The sequence below is a fragment of the Microbacterium sp. Root322 genome (assembly GCF_001425645.1).
GTDB lineage: Bacteria > Actinomycetota > Actinomycetes > Actinomycetales > Microbacteriaceae > Microbacterium > Microbacterium maritypicum.
Genome location: NZ_LMCS01000002.1, coordinates 1,015,475 through 1,031,794, shown reverse-complemented (window position 1 = coordinate 1,031,794; position 16,320 = coordinate 1,015,475). Strand labels below are relative to the sequence as shown.

The 16,320-nt window shown below is 70.0% G+C and carries 15 protein-coding genes; 9 read left to right on the top strand and 6 right to left on the bottom strand.

Features of this window, described 5'->3' with window-relative positions; translation table 11 throughout:
- Window positions 1-99 precede the first annotated feature (99 nt).
- The 4 genes from ASC55_RS09840 to speB are packed head-to-tail and all read left to right on the top strand — an operon-like array spanning window position 100 to window position 5,718.
- Window positions 100-1,437 carry an MFS transporter gene (locus ASC55_RS09840; protein WP_055874885.1) on the top strand — a complete coding sequence of 446 codons (1,338 nt, stop codon included), beginning with the start codon at window positions 100-102 and terminating at the stop codon, window positions 1,435-1,437.
- Entirely contained in the window at window positions 1,434-3,101 is a 1,668-nt protein-coding gene (locus ASC55_RS09835) for an amidohydrolase (protein WP_055874882.1), read from the top strand. Before ASC55_RS09840 ends, ASC55_RS09835 begins: the two co-directional genes overlap by 4 nt.
- Window positions 3,102-3,111: 10 nt before the next feature.
- Window positions 3,112-4,713 carry a thiamine pyrophosphate-binding protein gene (locus ASC55_RS09830; protein WP_055876083.1) on the top strand — a complete coding sequence of 534 codons (1,602 nt, stop codon included), beginning with the start codon at window positions 3,112-3,114 and terminating at the stop codon, window positions 4,711-4,713.
- A gap of 48 nt (window positions 4,714-4,761) precedes the next feature.
- Window positions 4,762-5,718 carry an agmatinase gene (speB, locus tag ASC55_RS09825; RefSeq protein ID WP_017829665.1) on the top strand — a complete coding sequence of 319 codons (957 nt, stop codon included), beginning with the start codon at window positions 4,762-4,764 and terminating at the stop codon, window positions 5,716-5,718.
- On the opposite strand, the gene ASC55_RS09820 is transcribed toward speB, so the two are convergent.
- Window positions 5,712-6,614, bottom strand: a complete 903-nt coding sequence (locus ASC55_RS09820) for a serine protein kinase RIO (protein WP_055874880.1) — start codon at window positions 6,612-6,614, stop codon at window positions 5,712-5,714. The genes speB and ASC55_RS09820 overlap by 7 nt on opposite strands.
- 188 nt (window positions 6,615-6,802) lie before the next feature.
- Entirely contained in the window at window positions 6,803-7,924 is a 1,122-nt protein-coding gene (locus ASC55_RS09815; protein ID WP_157559427.1) for a hypothetical protein, read from the bottom strand.
- A 114-nt stretch (window positions 7,925-8,038) separates the two neighbouring features.
- On the opposite strand from ASC55_RS09815, the gene ASC55_RS09810 reads away from it, so the two are divergent.
- Window positions 8,039-9,235 (top strand): MFS transporter, encoded by a 1,197-nt coding sequence (locus ASC55_RS09810; protein WP_055874876.1) that lies wholly within the window; start codon window positions 8,039-8,041, stop codon window positions 9,233-9,235.
- 27 nt (window positions 9,236-9,262) lie between these two features.
- Here the strand turns inward: ASC55_RS09810 and ASC55_RS09805 are convergent, their stop codons facing one another.
- Entirely contained in the window at window positions 9,263-10,180 is a 918-nt protein-coding gene (locus ASC55_RS09805) for a helix-turn-helix domain-containing protein (RefSeq protein WP_055874872.1), read from the bottom strand.
- A gap of 153 nt (window positions 10,181-10,333) precedes the next feature.
- On the opposite strand from ASC55_RS09805, the gene ASC55_RS09800 reads away from it, so the two are divergent.
- On the top strand, window positions 10,334-10,795 hold the full coding sequence (locus ASC55_RS09800; RefSeq protein WP_017829660.1) for a DUF3817 domain-containing protein: 462 nt from the start codon (window positions 10,334-10,336) through the stop codon (window positions 10,793-10,795).
- 31 nt (window positions 10,796-10,826) lie between these two features.
- Here ASC55_RS09800 and ASC55_RS09795 read toward each other — a convergent pair whose 3' ends face one another.
- Complete coding sequence (locus tag ASC55_RS09795) at window positions 10,827-11,489, bottom strand: hypothetical protein (RefSeq protein ID WP_055874869.1); 663 nt, start codon at window positions 11,487-11,489, stop codon at window positions 10,827-10,829.
- 63 nt (window positions 11,490-11,552) lie between these two features.
- Window positions 11,553-12,533, bottom strand: a complete 981-nt coding sequence (locus ASC55_RS09790) for an NAD(P)/FAD-dependent oxidoreductase (RefSeq protein ID WP_055874866.1) — start codon at window positions 12,531-12,533, stop codon at window positions 11,553-11,555.
- Between the two features lie 180 nt (window positions 12,534-12,713).
- Between ASC55_RS09790 and ASC55_RS09785 the strand changes: the two genes are divergently transcribed.
- Complete coding sequence (locus ASC55_RS09785) at window positions 12,714-13,124, top strand: hypothetical protein (protein WP_055874863.1); 411 nt, start codon at window positions 12,714-12,716, stop codon at window positions 13,122-13,124.
- A 20-nt stretch (window positions 13,125-13,144) separates the two neighbouring features.
- On the opposite strand, the gene ASC55_RS09780 is transcribed toward ASC55_RS09785, so the two are convergent.
- Entirely contained in the window at window positions 13,145-13,945 is an 801-nt protein-coding gene (locus ASC55_RS09780) for a MerR family transcriptional regulator (RefSeq protein ID WP_055874860.1), read from the bottom strand.
- Window positions 13,946-14,027: 82 nt separating this feature from the next.
- Here ASC55_RS09780 and ASC55_RS09775 point away from each other — a divergent pair, with 82 nt between their 5' ends.
- Both ASC55_RS09775 and ASC55_RS09770 read left to right on the top strand, forming a co-directional pair.
- On the top strand, window positions 14,028-14,777 hold the full coding sequence (locus ASC55_RS09775) for a phosphotransferase (protein ID WP_055874857.1): 750 nt from the start codon (window positions 14,028-14,030) through the stop codon (window positions 14,775-14,777).
- A 111-nt stretch (window positions 14,778-14,888) separates the two neighbouring features.
- Window positions 14,889-16,172: an HNH endonuclease signature motif containing protein gene (locus ASC55_RS09770; protein WP_055874854.1), complete on the top strand. Its 1,284-nt coding sequence runs from the start codon at window positions 14,889-14,891 to the stop codon at window positions 16,170-16,172.
- Window positions 16,173-16,320 lie beyond the last annotated feature (148 nt).

Genomic DNA, 16,320 nt, shown 5'->3' with positions numbered 1-16,320 from the left:
GAATCCGCGTTATCGCTGGAGTTCTGTGCTTGCTGGCCGGGCCGCACGTCCGTAGCATCCTTCGCTATCCGACATCTTCCGCAAAGGAGCGGGCACCCCATGACCACTACCCCCACCAGCGGCACCCACAGCCGGGCGCGACGCGCCGGCATCGCCGCCTTCGTCGGTACCACCATCGAGTGGTACGACTTCTACGTCTACGCGACCGCCGCGGCGCTCGTCTTCGGTCCGCTGTTCTTCCCGAGCGGCGACCGGCTGGCCGAGACCGCAGCGGCCTTCGCGACCTTCGCCGTCGCCTTCCTCGTCCGCCCGCTGGGTGGCATCATCTTCGGCCACATCGGCGACAAGCTCGGTCGGCGCACGTCGCTGGTCATCACGCTGGTGATGATGGGCGCGGCCACGGTTCTCGTCGGCTGCCTGCCGACCTACGAGAACATCGGCATCCTCGCCCCGATCCTGCTGATCCTGCTCCGTGCGGTGCAGGGGCTCGCCGTCGGCGGCGAGTGGGGCGGTGCGGTGCTCATGAGCGTCGAGCACGCCCCCGAGAAGTCCAAGACCTTCTACGGCGGCTTCACGCAGCTCGGCAACCCGGCCGGCGCGCTGCTCGCCTCGGGCATCTTCGCGATCATGACCCGCATGGGCGACGACTTCATCATCAACGGCGGCTGGCGCATCCCGTTCCTGCTGTCGATCGTGCTGGTCGGCGTCGGCTTCTGGGTGCGTTACCGCGTCGAGGAGACGCCCGTCTTCGAGGCGAAGGTCGAGGGCCGCAAGCAGTCGATGCCGTTGGCCTTCGCGCTGCGCACCAACTGGCGTCCGATCCTCCTCGGCATCGGCATCCTGCCCATCTCGACCGGCGGCTACTACCTGGCCACCACCTTCGCCACGGCGTACGCCACCGGTGACACGGTCGCCATCAGCGAGCAGGTGATCCTGGACGCCATGACGATCGCCTCCTTCGTGGAGTTCGTGGTGACCCTCCCCGTCGCCTGGCTGGGCGACAAGTGGGGCCGCAAGAACGTCATGTACATCGGTCTGATCACCTCGGTGCTGACCTTCGTGCCGTTCCTGCTGATCCTGCCGGGGCGCGTGGAACCGCTCATCTTCCTGTTCGCCTCGCTGGTGCGCATCGCGATGAGCGCGACGTACGCGCCGATCGCTGCTCTGCTCTCGCAGATGTTCCGCCCACAGGCCCGCTACACCTCGATCGCGCTGTCCTACGGCGTCGGCGCAGCGGTCTGGGCCGGCTTCTCGCCCTGGTTCGCGACGCAGCTCATCGCCTGGACCGGAAGCATCTGGTCGGTGATCGCGATGTTCATCGGCATGGCCGTCATCGCCGGCATCTGCACGCGCCTCGCACCGCAGCACTCCGACGAGGCCCCCGTCACCGCCTCCTTCACCGCCCGCACCGACACGACCGCGAACAGGCTGCCATGAGAAAGCTCACCCCCTTCGACCGCTCGGCCCAGACGGCACCCGTCCTTCTGACCGCGCACACGATCCACACGGCGGATGCCGCCGCCACGACGGCCACGGCGATGCTGACCGACCGTGGGCGGATCCTCGCGATCGGCACCCCCGCCGAGTGCGAGGCGGCGGCCGAACGGGGTGGGCTCTCTCCGGAGCGCATCGACCTCGGCGACGCCGTCGTCGTCCCGGGCTTCGTCGACGCCCATGCGCATCCGCTCATGTTCGGGCAGATGATGAGCTGGGTCGACTGCGGGCCGGAGAAGGCCGGCAGCATCCCCGAGATCGTGGCCCTGCTGAAGGCGGCGGCCGCCGCCCTCCCCGAGGGGCGCCCCGTGCGCGGCTACGGCTACGAACAGCGCAACCTCGCCGAGAAGCGGCACCCCACCCGTTTCGAGCTCGACGAGGTCGCGGCCGATCGCGAGGTGTACCTCATGAACGCGTCGGGTCACGGCGGCGTCGTGAACTCGCACACCCTCACCGTCAACGGCGTCGACCGGGACACCCCGAACCCCGACGGCGGCGAGTTCTTCCGCGACGCGGAGGGCGAGCTGACCGGAGAGCTCTCGGATGCCGCGTGCAACATCCTCACGGGTGTGCACGGCGTGAAGATCGGTCACCACGGTCCGAACTTCCACTTGGCCGATGAGCCGGAGGAGCACCTGCGCCAGCTGGATGCGGCGACGCAGCGCTTCCTCGCAGGCGGGGTCACCTCGATCGGCGACGCCCAGGTCACGCGTCGGGAGTTCGACATGTACCTGCGCCTGGCCGAGGCCGGACGCCTCGAACTGCGCGTGTCGATGTACCTGCTCTCGCACCTGCTCGACGAGGCCCTCGAGATGGGACTCGTCGGCCAATTCGGCAACGCCCACCTGAGCTTCGCGGGCATCAAGTTCTACGCCGACGGCACGCTCGGCGGCTGGACCGCGTACTTCCCCGACGGCTACGTGGGCGACCCGTGCCGCACCGGCCAGCTGTACCACGAGCCCGCGGAGTACGCCGGCCTCATCCGCAAGGCGCACGCCGCCGGTCTCCAGACCGCCACGCACGCGCAGTCGCCCACCGCGATCGAGATGGTCGTGTCGGCGATCGAGGCCGCGCTCGCCGAGCATCCGGATGCGGACGCCCGGCACCGCATCGAGCACTGCGGGCTGCCGACCCCCGAGCAGATCGGGCGGATGGCCGCCTCGGGCATCCGCCCGGTCAACCAGACCCAGCACTACTTCAACTGGGGCGAGGGCGTCGAGGAGGCCATCGGCACTCCGGGCGAGCGCTTCAACCCGCTGGGTGAGTTCGAGCGTGCGGGCGTGCCCTTCACGATCTCCTCCGATGCGCCGGTCGCCGAGCCCATCCCGCTCGAGGCCATCCAGACCGCCGTCACCCGCGTCACCCGCCGCGGGCACAAGCTCGGCCCCGACGATCTGCGCGTCTCCGCGCTCGCAGCCCTGCGCGCCCACACGATCGAGGGCGCCGTGTCGATCGGGCGCGAAGACGACCTGGGCTCGCTCGAGGTCGGCAAGTACGCCGACTTCGCGGTGCTCTCCGGCGATCCGCTTGCTGTTCCCGCCGAGGAGATCTCGGCGATCACGGTGCGCGAGACCTGGGTCGACGGTGTTCGCCGTCACCGGGTGTGAGGATGATCCGATGAACTCCGAGCAGTACACCGACACCGCCGGCCGTGCGGTGCTGGAGACGATCCGCGCCTACGGCGTGACCGCGATCTTCGGCATTCCCGGCACCCACAACCTCGAGCTCTACCGGCCGCTCGCCGACCTCGGCATCCGCGCGGTGACGAACCGCCACGAGCAGGGATCCGGCTACGGTGCCGACGGCTGGGCGCAGCAGACGGGTCTCCCCGGCGTCGTCATCACGACCTCAGGCCCCGGTCTGCAGAACGCGATGAGCGCGATCGGCACGGCGTTCTGCGAGTCGCGACCGCTCATCGTCCTCTCGCCCGGTGTGCCGCTCGGCGCGGAGTTCGCCGACGTGGGCACGCTGCACGAGACGAAGGATGCCACGGCCATGGTGGGCGCGATCGCCGAGTGGTCGCGCCGCGTGACCAGCGCCGCCGAGGCGGTCGATGCCGTGCACGATGCGTTCGCCCTGTTCCGCACCGGTCGCCCTCGTCCCGTGCACATCGAGATCCCCCTCGACGTGCTGGAGGCGCCGGCCGGGGTTCCCGCCGAGGCGCGACGGCCGCGTCCGGTCCCCGCGCGGATCTCCGGCGATCCGCAGGCGCTGGCCGAGGCCGCACGCCTGTTGGCCGGAGCGAAGACCCCGGTGATCGTGGCGGGTGGCGGAGCGGTGGATGCCGCGCACGAGGTCACGGTCGTCGCCGAGCGCCTCGGCGCGCCGGTGCTGACGACACTGAACGGCAAGGGCGTGGTGGATGAGCGGCATCCGCTCGCCCTCGGCTCGAACCTGCGTCTGGCCGCGGCGCGCACGGTCGCGGAGGACGCGGACGTGCTGCTCGTGGTCGGCTCGAAGCTCGGTGAGGCCGAGCTCTGGGCACCGCGACTCGAGGCGCGAGGATCCGTGATCCGCATCGACATCTCGCCGGCGCAGCGCGACAAGAACCTCGCAGCGACGGTCGGGATCGCCGGCGACGCGGCCGCGGTTCTGGAAGCACTGCTCGCGGTCCTCCCCGCAGAGACCCGCCCGCCGCGTGAGCTGACCGCAGAACGCGCCGCGATCGCCGCCGAGATGCGGGAGACCGCCCCCGAGACGGTCGCGCTGGCCGAGATCATCGCCGACGCCCTGCCCGACGACGCGATCGTCGCCGGCGACTCGTCCCAGATCGTCTATATGGCGCTGGGCAGCGTGCTGGCGTCGGCGCATCCGCACTCCCTGCTCTACACCCCCACCTACGCGACCCTCGGCTACGGCCTGCCCGCGGCGATCGGCGCACGGGTCGCGCAGACCGAGCATCCGGTCGTGACCGTGATCGGCGACGGCGCGCTGATGTTCTGCGTGAACGAGCTGGTCACGGCGATCGAGCAGCGTCTCGACCTCACGATCGTGTGCGTCGACAACGGCGGCTACGCCGAGATCCGGCAGAACGAGCTCGACAGGGGGATGACCCCGATCGGCGTCGACCTGGTGCAGCCCGACTGGGCGGCCCTCGCCACGGCCTTCGGCGCGACCGGGCGGCGGGTGGAGAACCGCGATGACATCGCCTCCAGCGTCCGCGCCGCGATCGCCGACGGGGGAGTGCAGCTGGTGCACCTCCCGCAGAACGCCCTCTGACCTCCAGCCGCTGGAACTCTCCCTCACCCCGACGAACAGGAACGAGCAATGACCGAGAACGTGGGCCCCATCGACGCGTCCGTGAACCCCCGCTACTCCGGCATCGCCACCTTCGCGCGCCTGCCGCGGATCGAAGACGTGCCGCGCGCCGACATCGCCGTCGTCGGCATCCCCTTCGACTCCGGCGTGAGCTACCGGCCGGGCACGCGGTTCGGTCCGTCGCATGTGCGCGAGTCGTCGCGACTGCTGCGCCCGTACAACCCTGCGCAGGACGTGTCGCCGTTCGCGATCGCGCAGGTGGTGGATGCCGGTGACATCCCGGTCAACCCGTTCGACCTCACCGAGGCCGTGAGCGAGGTCGAGCGCGCGGCACTGGCCCTCGGCGAGCAGGTGCAGCGCATCGTCACGATCGGTGGCGACCACACGGTCGCGCTGCCGCTGCTGAGGGCTGTCGCCGCGAAGCACGGTCCGGTCGCTGTGCTGCATTTCGATGCCCACCTCGACACGTGGGACACCTACTTCGGGGCGCCCATCACGCACGGCACACCCTTCCGTCGCGCGAGCGAGGAGGGGCTGATCGACCTCACCGCGAGCTGCCACGTCGGCACCCGCGGTCCCCTGTACTCGAAGCAGGACCTCGAAGACGACGAGCGCCTCGGCTTCTCCATCGTGTCGAGCGAGTACATCGAGGAGCACGGCGTCGAGGCCGGTATCGCCCGCATCCTGCAGCGCATCGGCGACAAGCCGCTGTACGTGTCGATCGACATCGACGTGCTCGACCCCGCCCACGCGCCCGGCACCGGCACCCCCGAGGCGGGCGGGCTGACCAGCCGCGAACTGCTGCGCATCCTGCGCGCCCTGTCCTCGCAGAACATCGTCGGCGCGGATGTGGTCGAGGTCTCGCCCGCCTACGACCACGCGCAGATGACCGGCATCGCCGCGAGCCACGTGGTCTACGAGCTCGTGTGCCTGCTGGCAGCCCGCGTGGGGTCTGACTCTCAGTAAAGCGCGGCGAGGAGCTCGGCGAACAGCTCCTCGGCGTCGCATTCGACACGGCGCCGGGTGAACCAGTCGCAGATGCTCACGCAGTCGCGATGCAGCAGATCGAGCCCCTGCGGATTCGCGATGATGTCGACGATCTGCGGCAGGTCGATCACGCGCACCCGCCCCTCGTGCACGAGCAGGTTGTAGGCCGAGAGGTCGCCGTGGGCGAACCCCGCCGCCGCGAAGATGCGCATCAGGTCGACGACCTGCGCGTAGTACCCCTGCAGTTCGGTGCGGTCGCCGCGGGCCTGGGCGAGGCGGGGTGCGGCCGTGCCGTCGGCGTCACCGAGGAACTCCATCAGCACCTCGGTGCCGTTGACCTGCACGGGATACGGCACCGGGGCCCCGAGCTCCCACATCCGGCACAGCGCCTCGAACTCGGCGAACGACCACTGCGCGGCGGCCACCTCCCGGCCGTGGTCCGACTTCTTGGCGAGGGCGCGCGCGTCGCGGGTGTTCCGGATGCTGCGCCCCTCTGTGTAGACGGATGACCGGTGGAAGCTGCGATGCTCCGTGCTGCGATAGCGCTTCGCTGCGAGGAGGGTGTGCCGGCTCGGGTCGCCCGGCACGGCGCGTTCGAGCAGGAACACGTCGGCCTCCTTGCCGGTCTTGAGGATTCCGCGCTCGGTGTCGAGTGCGCCGGCCGAGGTCACCACCCATGCCGGCCACGGCTCGGGGCCGCGCTCGGACGGGGTGATCGCCGGCCACGTGGACCAGCGCTGGCCCTCGCCGGGGTCGACGTCGGCGAAGGCGAGCTCGGTTTCGAGGGAATCGAATGCGGCGGCGTCGAACGAGGGTGTGTCAAACGAGGGTGCGTCGAAGGACGCGGCTTCCGAGGAAGCGAAGGGATCAGACAAGATGTGGCTCCGGGAGCAGGAGGCCACACCAGGATCAGGAGCGGGTGGCCTCGAAGGGAAGGTGGTCGGCGGAGAGCGCGACAAAGACGGTGTTCATGTCCTCGGCTCCTTCCGCTCGGGCTTCCCGGGCCGGTCCCGGTGCGTCGTCGAGCCTAGGGCGTCGACGCACCCCTGTCCAGAGGTGGGGGTCAGCCTCCGACGGGCGGGATGAGGCGGATGAGCACTCCGTCGCCCTCGCCGCCGGTCGCGACCACCCACGACCCACCCGTCCACGCGGCGGCGTTCGCGCCGCACAGGAACGGCAGCGGATGCTGTCCGGCGGCGTCGCCGAGACGGAGGGCGTCGTCGCGGCGGAGGATGTCACCGTTCGAGGTCTCGGCGCAGTGCAGGCGGCGTTCGACCGCCGTCCGCGCATCGGGGGAGCCGCCGACGATCACGCCCTGCACGTCGCTCTGCTCCGGCTCTCCGCCCCACCACAGCGCCGTGCCGTCGGGAGCGACGGCGACGAGGGGGTGCTCAGCGACCTGCCGATCCCGACTCAGCTCGGTGCCGTCGGCCGCGAGGACGATCCGTGCGGAGGGGGTCGCCAGATACACCCGTCCCGCGCCGTCGACGTCGATGCCAATCGGTGGGATGCCGGGTCGAGCGCTCGGCGCCTCGTCGAGTGCGACCGGGCCGCTGTGCAGCAGGGTCCGTGTCCCGCTCTCGAGATCCACGCGCAGCACCTCGTAGTCCAGGTAGGCGTCGGGAGGGCGCGGCTGGTAGCGCACCACGATGGCGTCGCCGTCGTGCACGGCCACATCGCCGAACTCGAAGTCCCCGTAGTCGAAGTCGCCCTGGTCTCCCACGACATCGCCCGGCAGGTCCCTCATCGTCATGGTGGTGGTGTCGAGCACCGAGATCATCGGCATCACGTGGGCGCGGTCGCCCTGCAGCACGACGAGCTCGGTGGCCGAGAGCGGAGCCATCGCCCCGATCCGCGAGGCCGGGGCGCCGGGATCGGTGTCGAACCTCGCGAGCGTCTCGCCATCGGCGCCGACGTGCAGCCACGATCCGGAAGATGTGGCCCAGAACCCGCCTGCGCCGTCGGCCGACAGCACGTGCATCCCGTACGACAGGTCGGTCGGGGGACCGGCGGGGGTGGCCTCCGGTCCGGAACCGACGAAGGAGCTCTGGAACGAGATCGGCTCGAGGGCCCAGTCGTCCGGACCCGCGGCGCGCTGCCCGGTGCATCCGGAGGTGAGCATGATCGCCGCGACGGCGGCGGCACCGCACCACAGGCGCGCCCGTCTCCGTCTCCGATCCCGCATGCTGACACTCTGCAAGCTCGGGCTGGGAACCGACCGGGAGCGCGTCGGACGAATGGTCGGATGCCGCGGACGACCGGTCGGGCGACGGCCTCCGGGTGCTGCGAACGTGGAACCATGACCACGACAGCGCCCGTTCCCACCATGCCGCCCTCCGCGGCCTCCCGCATCCGCTACGGCGGACTCATCGTGCTGATGCTGATGGGCTTCCTGCTGGTCACGGCCGAGTTCCTCCCCAACGGCGTGCTCACCGAGATGGCCGACGGGCTGGGGGTCACTCCGGGTCAGGCAGGACAGACCGTGACCGTGACGGCGCTGGTCGGACTCATCGTCGCGCCGACCGTCGGACTCATGTTCCCGCGGCTGGATCGGCGGTCGCTGCTGGTGTGGATGGCGCTCGCCGCCGCCGTGTCGAACCTGATCGTGGCGATCGCGCCGAACCTGATCATCGTGCTGCTGGCGCGGTTCCTGCTGGGTGCCGCCATCAGCGCCTTCTGGGCGATGTCGATCACGGTCGCTGCGCGCCTGGCGGGACCGGAGAATCTCGGACGCGGTGTCATGTTCACCTCGGCGGGAGTGTCGCTGGCGACTGTGGCCGGTGTGCCGTTGGGCGTCATGCTGAGCGAACTCGTCGACTGGCGGATGGTCTTCGCCATCGCGGGCGTGCTGATGGTCGTGCTCGCGGTGGTGCTGCGGTTCGCGCTGCCGTCGGTGCCGGCGGAGCGGGCGTCGAGCCTGCGCCTGCTCGTCGACACGCTGCGCCGCCCCGGCATCGGTCTCGGCATGGTCGGCCACGTGCTCGTCGTGCTCGGGCACTTCCTCGCCTACACGTACGTGCGGCTCGCGCTGGAGCGGATCCCCGAGGTCGACGCCTCGACCATCGTCGTGCTGCTCGCGCTGTTCGGCGTCGGCGGCCTCCTCGGCAACATCACGATCGGGCTCGTGATCGACCGCACGTTCGCCTTCTTCGCGGTGTTCGCGCCGCTCGTGATCGCCGTGTCCGTGATGTCGATGATCCTGTTCTCCGGGTCGATCGTGGGTGTCGGCATCGTCGTGCTGGTGTGGGGCTTCTTCTTCTCGTCCTGGCTGATCGTGGCGAACACGTGGGTCGGACACCGGATGCCGGATCGGCTCGAAGCCGGCGGCAGTCTCGTCGTCGTGGGGTTCCAGGGGGCGATCACCCTCGCGGCCGGCATCGGCGGACTGCTCGTGGACACCCTGAACGTCGAGCTGGTCTACGTGATCGGGTCGATCGCGCTGCTCGCCGGCGCGGTGCTGTTCGGCGCGTCCAACCGCGTCAGCAGCAGGGCCTGAAAGGCAGAGATCCTCGGGCCGAGATCCTCAGGCCGAGATCGGCGTGCGGTTCGCCAGACGCCACGACGAGGGGGTCTGCCCGGTGCGGCGGCGGAAGGCCCGGCTGAACCCCTCGTCGGAGGCGTAGCCCAGCTCGCGGGAGATGTCCGAGACGCTTCGCCCAGCCTCGAGCATCCGTTTGGCCGCGTCGACGCGCACCTCGGTGACGTAGTCGGCGGGGGAGCGGCCGACGGTGCTGCGGAACCGTTCGGCGAAGGTCGAGCGCGACATGGCGCCGATGCCGGCGAGGCGCTCCACCGTCCAGTCCCGGCCCGGTTCCTCGCGGATGGCGTCGACGACGCGGTCGAGGAACGGGTCGTTCGACAGCGAGGGCCAGCCCGTCGGGGCACAGCCGTTCGCAGCCCAGGCGCGGATGACCGACAGCAGCACGGTCGTTGCCATCATGCGGCAGATGATGGGGTCGCCCTGGCGGGCGGGCATCACCGTGTCGCCGAGCACCCCCATGTTCAGCGCCAGGGCGGCGGCGGCGGGCTCGACGGCGTCGAACCCGGTGACGGTGAGGAACGGCGGCAGCAGGGCGGGCAGCGGCGAGGCCGCATCGGCGAGCTCGATGTCGGCGATCATCAGGCTCGTGTCGTCCTGCGCTTCGAGCACGAACGGCGAACGGCCGAGGGTCAGGAACGCGTCGCCCGCCACGAGCAGGTCATGGCGGGCCTTCGTGTCGACCCTGAGTCGCTGCGAGTCGGGATCGACGTCGAGGCGGCAGCCGTCTCCGAGTGGAGGATGCCCCTGCACAGCGCCCTCGGCGATGTAGACCAGGGTGACGGAGTCGGCGGGGATCGGTAGCAGCGCTCCCGCAGCTACCGAGGTGCGACGGCCGATGCCGACGCGCAGGTCGACCGCACCGAGCACGTTCGAGAGCGCGTCCGCATCCACTGTCACCATGCCTTCGGCAACGTCGTCGCGCGGCGTGCTATTCCGCCGTCGGCCCCGTCGATGTGCGAAACGGGTCGCGTCGTGCTGGCGGACTCAACCATTCGGTTGATTCGAAGGGGGTGACCGCCGGATACGGTGGAGGGACACCACCCGAGGAGTACCGTGTTCCGCACCCCCGACCGACTGTTCCGAGTTCTCGCGATCGCGGAGGCGATCACCTGGACGATCCTGATCGCCGCGATCATCGCCCGCGCCGTCGGCGCCCCCGGGGTCGTGGTGACCGTGGGCGGAGGCATCCACGGGTTCATCTTCCTGAGCTACGCGGCGACGGCGATCCTGGTCGCGCTGAACCAGCGCTGGCATGTCGGTGTGGGTGTTCTCGCCGTCGCCAGCGCCGTCATCCCGTACGCGACGATCCCGACCGAGATCTGGCTGCACCGCACCGGGCGGCTCACCGGGGCCTGGCGTCTCGAGGCGACCGACGACCCGCGCGATCGCCGCTGGTACGACCGGCTGATGCGGTGGTTCCTGCAGCGGCCGTGGGTTCTCGCGCTGCTTCTGGTCGTCGGCATCGTCGCGCTGTACGTCATCCTGCTGCTGGTGGGTCCTCCCGGCGGCAAGTGACGCCCGGCGGGGTCGAATCCCTGCGCCGGGTTCAGGGCGTGACGACGACCGCGTTCTCCTCGTTGATCGCAGCCAGCGTCGCCTCAGCATCCGCGGCGGTGCAGTCCACGACCACCGACAGGCCCACCCCGGTCTGCGTGAACGCACGCGCGGCCATGAGCCAGGTGCGGCTGCCGTCCACGCCGACGACCTGGCGCGTCTCGACGCCTCCGTTGCCGCCCGCCATGTAGCTGAACTCGCCGGTCGTGGCGAGCGGGGTGACCTCGCTGGTCGGAGTCTGCAGCAGCACACCGAGGATCGCGTCGGACGAGGCGCTGTCGTCTCCGGCGACCACGGGAACGTCGGTCGTGTACCCCTGCCAGAACCGCGCCGTGCAGGTGCCGTCGACCGTGCCGTACGTCCAGGCGCCGTTGCCGTCGTCGGGCGTGACGATCTTCCAGCCCTCGTCGACCACGAGCCCGTCGCCCCATTCGATGTAGGTGTCGCTCGCGAGATCGAGGCCTTCGGCGAAGGTCAGGGTCGAGCCGGACGACTCGTCGCTCGGCGCATCGGTCTCCGGACTCGACGAGGGGACGTCGGTGGGCGACCCCACGGGGATCTGCGCGTACAGGCATCCGCTCAGTGACAGCACGGCCACAGCGGCGATCGCGGTGCTGGCCAGGCGCAGGGGGATCGAGGAGGAGGTGCGCGTCATGCCGGTCAGCCTAGTCCCGGACCGTCATCGTCTCCGGTCCACGGTTCCACCCGGGCCGACTGATCAGTGGGCGCTGACGACCCCGATCGAGTCGTGCACGATGACCGTCGCGACCCGAGCGCCGGCACCCGCCGCGACGATGAGCTGCTGCGGACCGGGTGTCGCGGCGTCGCCCGCGGCGTAGAGCCCCGGTACATCGGTGCGACCGGAGCGGTCCGTGCGCAGATGCCCGGCGTGATCAAGCGTGGGCGCGATCCCGTCGAGGAACGTCAGCGCGTTCTCCCACTCGGGGCGCACGAAACCGCCGTCGACCGCGACTGATGTGCCGTCGGCCAAACGGATGGCGTCGAGACTTCCCCGCTCACCCACGAGCTCGACGATCGTCTCGCGACGCACGTCGATGCCGGAGGCGGCGAGCTCCGCCTCCTCGTCCGCGGTCACGACGTCCGCCCCGTGCGTGAACACGGTGAGGCTCTCGGTCCAGCGTCCGATGAGTCGCGCGCGGTCGGCGATGTCGGGCGTCTCACCGATCAGGGCGAGGCGGCGGCCCTGCAGCTCCCACGCATCGCAGGTGGCGCAGCTGAACAGGCTCATGCCGTAGTACCCGCGCAGGTTCCGGACATCGGGGAGCGTCTCACGCAGCCCGGTGGCCAGCAGCACCGCCCTGGCCGTGACGGTGGTCTCGGTATCCTGCCGGCCGATATCCGCCGCGAACGCGCGTCGATCGCCGTGCGGTCCCGTCCCCTCTCCGTCCGTCTGCCGGAGGGCGGTGACGCGCGTCCGCGATCGCACCTCCACGTTCGGATAGGCCGCGAGCTCTTCTCTGGCGAGGCGCCGCAGCTCGTGCGGCGGGATGCCGTCGCGGGTCAGGAACCCGTGCGATCGCAGCGTCGCCGCATTGCGCGGACGATCGGCGTCGATCACCAGCACGCGTGCGAGCGCGCGGCCGAGGTTGAGGGCGGCGGAGAGACCGGCCGGTCCGCCGCCCACGATGAGCACGTCGTAGTCGGCACGCTCGTTCATGTCCGCCATCGGTGATGTCATCCGCACGGTCCTTCCGAGAAAGGGGCGGATCCATCGCGCGGCGTCTGCCGGGGCGACACCGCCGGGCGGCCGCTAAGGCTCGCCTTACTCTCATTTTGCCACTGTTCGACGCTGTCTCGGTCGGTTCGACGGTGTCTCGGGCGCCCGAGGCCAGGGACCCGTGCTCGCTAGGATCCCCCTATGCGGCTCCGTGCCATCGACCTCGTCGACGTCCTGATGTACCTGATCGTGCTCGGCACGTTCAGTCAGCTGTTCCCCGCGGTCATCTCCGAGACGTTCCTGCTGTCGCTTCTGACGGCGATCCTCCTGAAGATCGTCCTCGAGGCCGTCGTCTGGGTGAAGGGGAGGGCGATCGCCCACATCCGATCCGACGGCACGGCGGCCAGGCGAGCGGTCGGTGTCGTCGTGCTGCTGCTGATCCTCCCCGGCAGCAAGTTCCTCGTGCTGGAGCTGGTGGACGTCGTGTTCGGAGATGCCGTCCAACTCGGCGGGTTCTTCCTGGTGACCCTGCTGATCGTCGTCCTGATGCTCGCGCGCGGCGTCGCGCGACGGCTCCTCTCGCCAGCGCCGACCGTCGAGAGCGCCGCCTGAGCGCGAAGGGCTCGGTGCGCTCAGCTGCGACGGACGGGCTGCTGCAGCTCGGTGACCCAATCGGACTGGTCCTCGGAGACCGCGCGCACATACAGCTCGCGACACGGGCCGTCGTGCACCAGGCCCCGCGCGAAGATCTCGGTGTGGATCGCGTGCCAGCTCTCGGCGATGTGCTCCATCGATCCGAGATGGATGCCGCACACGGCCTCCGTCGCCGCGGGGAGCTCGACGATCTCGAAGCCCTCGCGCGCGGGGCCGCTGTACGTGTAGCCCGCGATGACCTGCAGCCCGTCGTCGAGAGTCTCGTACTGGGCGATCGGGGTGGCCAGGGAGTGCGTGTCGCCGATGATCTCGGCCACGGCGTCGAAGGCGGGCCCGACCACTCCGGCGACGGCCGGCTGGTCGGCAACGACCGTGCGGATGGCAGCGAGGCGCACGGCGGGGAGGGGCTTGTCGATGATCTCGATCTGGGACATGTGCTTCTCTCTCTCGATGAGGTGGAGGCGCCTCTCCACGTCGACGAGTCTCTCCGCGGCGATCCGATGCTCCTGCTCGACTTCTGCGCGACGGATCCTCAGCAGGGCGGCGATGTGTTCGGCATCGACGCCGCGTTCGAGGATCGCCGAGACGTCATCGAGACCGAAACCCAGCTGGCGCAGGGCGACGATCCGGTGCAGCCGTTCCAGCTGCGAGGGATCGTAGGAGCGGTATCCGGTGAACTCGTCCACGTGGGCGGGCTCGAGCAGGCCGGCCGTGTCCCAATGCCGGAGCATCCGGTGGGTCACCTGGCCGATCTGCGCGAACGCTCCGATGGACAACATGTCTCAGTTCTCCCGTCTGCCACTGTGTCAGAGTCAAGTATCGCGTCGGGAGGTGGAGGCCTCGGCGCGCTAGCGTCGAGGGATGAGCGAAGAGGTACTGGCGGGCGGGAACGCGAGCGGCACCGTGGTGCGGCTCGGCGAGACGGTGCGAAAGTCGTGGTCGGAGGCGACCCCGAGCGTCACCCGCTTCGTGCGGGCATTGCGGGCAGCGGGCGTCGATGTGCCGGAGCCGCGAGGGCGGGATGAGCAGGGCCGGCAGGTCGTCGAATTCGTGCCGGGCACGCCGGCGATCGAGAGAATGCCACTGGACGCCGACGAGCTGCGACGAGTCGGTTCGATGATCCGCGAGATCCATGACGCCAGCGCCCACTATGCGCCGGAGGCCGATGCCGTGTGGCGGACAGCGATCCCCGCGCCCGCCGCCGAGCTCGTCTGTCACAACGACCTCGCCCCCTGGAACCTCATCACCGGCGACCGCTGGGTCTTCATCGACTGGGACGCCGCAGCCCCGAGCACCCGCCTGTGGGACCTCGCCTACGCGGCCCAGGCGTTCGCGCTGTCCGGCGGTGAACGCGATCCGGAGAGTGCGGCTCGGGATCTCGCCGACATCGTCGACGGATACCGCGCGGACGACGTCATGCGACGTGATCTGCCTCAGGCGATGGAGGAGCGGACGGCGGCGATGCTCGCACTGCTCGAAGGGGCGCACGCGACCGGCGACGAGCCGTGGGCGTCGATGTATGCGAACGGCCACGGCGACCACTGGGCGAAGGCGCTGGCATTCGTGCGAGAACATCGGGCGCGGTGGGCACGGTCGCTCGGCGGGGTCTGAGGTCGGCCGCGTGGGCGGTGCGCCGTGCGTGGTGCGCGCACATTCCGGTATATCATTTTTAGGCCCTGATCTGGGCCTTTGAATGTCGGTGGCCCCAGGTTCACTGAAGGCATGACGGCACTGGCGGATGCGACTCGCGAGCAGGTGGCTGCGCTCGCTGCGCTCACCGAGATGCTCGTCGAGGTCGAGCGCACCATCAGCAGTCTGCAGGCCGCACGCGACGGCATCCTGGCCGTGGGCTCGCGGCTCGCACTCGAAGTCGCTGAGCAGGCGGAGCATCCCGATCAGGGGGAGATGTCTGCGCGCACCGTCGCCGCGGAGTTCGCCACAGCCCTGCGGGTGAGCGATCGGACGGTGCAGCGGCGGATGGCGGATGCGGCGTGGGTCGTAGAGCGCTTCCCGATGGTCTGGGAAGCGCAGGGCGCCGGTCGTATCAGCGCGGCGCACGCCCGCGTCGTGTGCGAAGCGGGCGAGCATCTCGACGATGCGGCGAGCCGCGATGCCTACGCGACGCAGATGATCGTCTTCGCCGAGACCGAGTCTCCCGCCCGCGTCGGCCGCATGGCTCGGCGGGTGGCCGAGCGGTTCCAGGCGCGGTCGATCGAGGAGCGGCATCTCGACGCGCGGGAGAAGAGAGCCGTGTGGGTGAAAGACGTCGGCGACGGGATGACACAGCTCGGGGTGCTCGGTCCCTCGGCGCTCGTCCACGGTGTCCTCGATCGCCTGACGCAGATGGCCGAGGCGATGCAGGAGCCCGAATCCCGGAAGCCCGAGTCCCCGGAGCCCGATCGGCGCACCATCGCGCAGCTCCGCGCCGATCTCGCCCTCGACCTGCTCCTCGCCGGTGCCCCGGTCGGGCACGACGGCTCGGAGGGGCCCCTCGCGGCGATCCGCGGAACGGTGTCGATCACTGTTCCCGTCATGACCCTGATCGCGGGCGACGCGACACCGGCCGAGCTGAACGGCCGCACCCCGATCGACCCCGTTACCGCCCGCTGGTTCGCCGGTGCGGCATCCGGATGGGACCGTATCCTCACCCACCCCATCACCGGGACGGTCCTCGCGGTCGACCGCTATCGGCCGGGTTCGGATCTGAGGCGACATCTTCGCGCCAGGGATCAGCGCTGCAGATTCCCCACCTGCGGGCATCCGTCCACCGATTGCGACATCGATCATCATCGCGATGCCGTGCTCGGTGGTTCCACCGACGAGTCGAACCTCGGCCATCTGTGTCGACGCCATCATGTGCTCAAGCACCATTCGCCGTGGACGGTCGAGCCCCTGGGCGGTGGGCTCTACGCCTGGACGAGCCCGACCGGCAAGGTCTACATCGACCGGCCGCCTCCCCAGAACACCGTCACCTTCACCGAGGATCCCGAGGTCGCCCCGTTCTGAGTGACGCCGCCGTGCACCCGGAACAGCGCCGAATCTCAAAGTTGAGCCAATTCATATCAAGTTCATTTGACTCCTTCTCGACCCCTGGGTACACTTGAGTCATCGCGACTCAGGTTTTCCTGATCGCCGCAGATTTTCCGAACCACAA

Excerpts from the sequence above, each read along its gene's own strand:
- ASC55_RS09805 (WP_055874872.1), bottom strand. The coding sequence starts at position 10,180 with ATGGTGACAGTGGATGCGGACGCGCTCTCGAACGTGCTCGGTGCGGTC.
- ASC55_RS09830 (WP_055876083.1), top strand. The coding sequence starts at position 3,112 with ATGAACTCCGAGCAGTACACCGACACCGCCGGCCGTGCGGTGCTGGAG.
- ASC55_RS09815 (WP_157559427.1), bottom strand. The coding sequence starts at position 7,924 with ATGCGGGATCGGAGACGGAGACGGGCGCGCCTGTGGTGCGGTGCCGCC.
- ASC55_RS09810 (WP_055874876.1), top strand. The coding sequence starts at position 8,039 with ATGACCACGACAGCGCCCGTTCCCACCATGCCGCCCTCCGCGGCCTCC.
- speB (WP_017829665.1), top strand. The coding sequence starts at position 4,762 with ATGACCGAGAACGTGGGCCCCATCGACGCGTCCGTGAACCCCCGCTAC.
- ASC55_RS09775 (WP_055874857.1), top strand. The coding sequence starts at position 14,028 with ATGAGCGAAGAGGTACTGGCGGGCGGGAACGCGAGCGGCACCGTGGTG.
- ASC55_RS09780 (WP_055874860.1), bottom strand. The coding sequence starts at position 13,945 with ATGTTGTCCATCGGAGCGTTCGCGCAGATCGGCCAGGTGACCCACCGG.
- ASC55_RS09840 (WP_055874885.1), top strand. The coding sequence starts at position 100 with ATGACCACTACCCCCACCAGCGGCACCCACAGCCGGGCGCGACGCGCC.
- ASC55_RS09795 (WP_055874869.1), bottom strand. The coding sequence starts at position 11,489 with ATGACGCGCACCTCCTCCTCGATCCCCCTGCGCCTGGCCAGCACCGCG.
- ASC55_RS09785 (WP_055874863.1), top strand. The coding sequence starts at position 12,714 with ATGCGGCTCCGTGCCATCGACCTCGTCGACGTCCTGATGTACCTGATC.
- ASC55_RS09770 (WP_055874854.1), top strand. The coding sequence starts at position 14,889 with ATGACGGCACTGGCGGATGCGACTCGCGAGCAGGTGGCTGCGCTCGCT.
- ASC55_RS09835 (WP_055874882.1), top strand. The coding sequence starts at position 1,434 with ATGAGAAAGCTCACCCCCTTCGACCGCTCGGCCCAGACGGCACCCGTC.
- ASC55_RS09790 (WP_055874866.1), bottom strand. The coding sequence starts at position 12,533 with ATGACATCACCGATGGCGGACATGAACGAGCGTGCCGACTACGACGTG.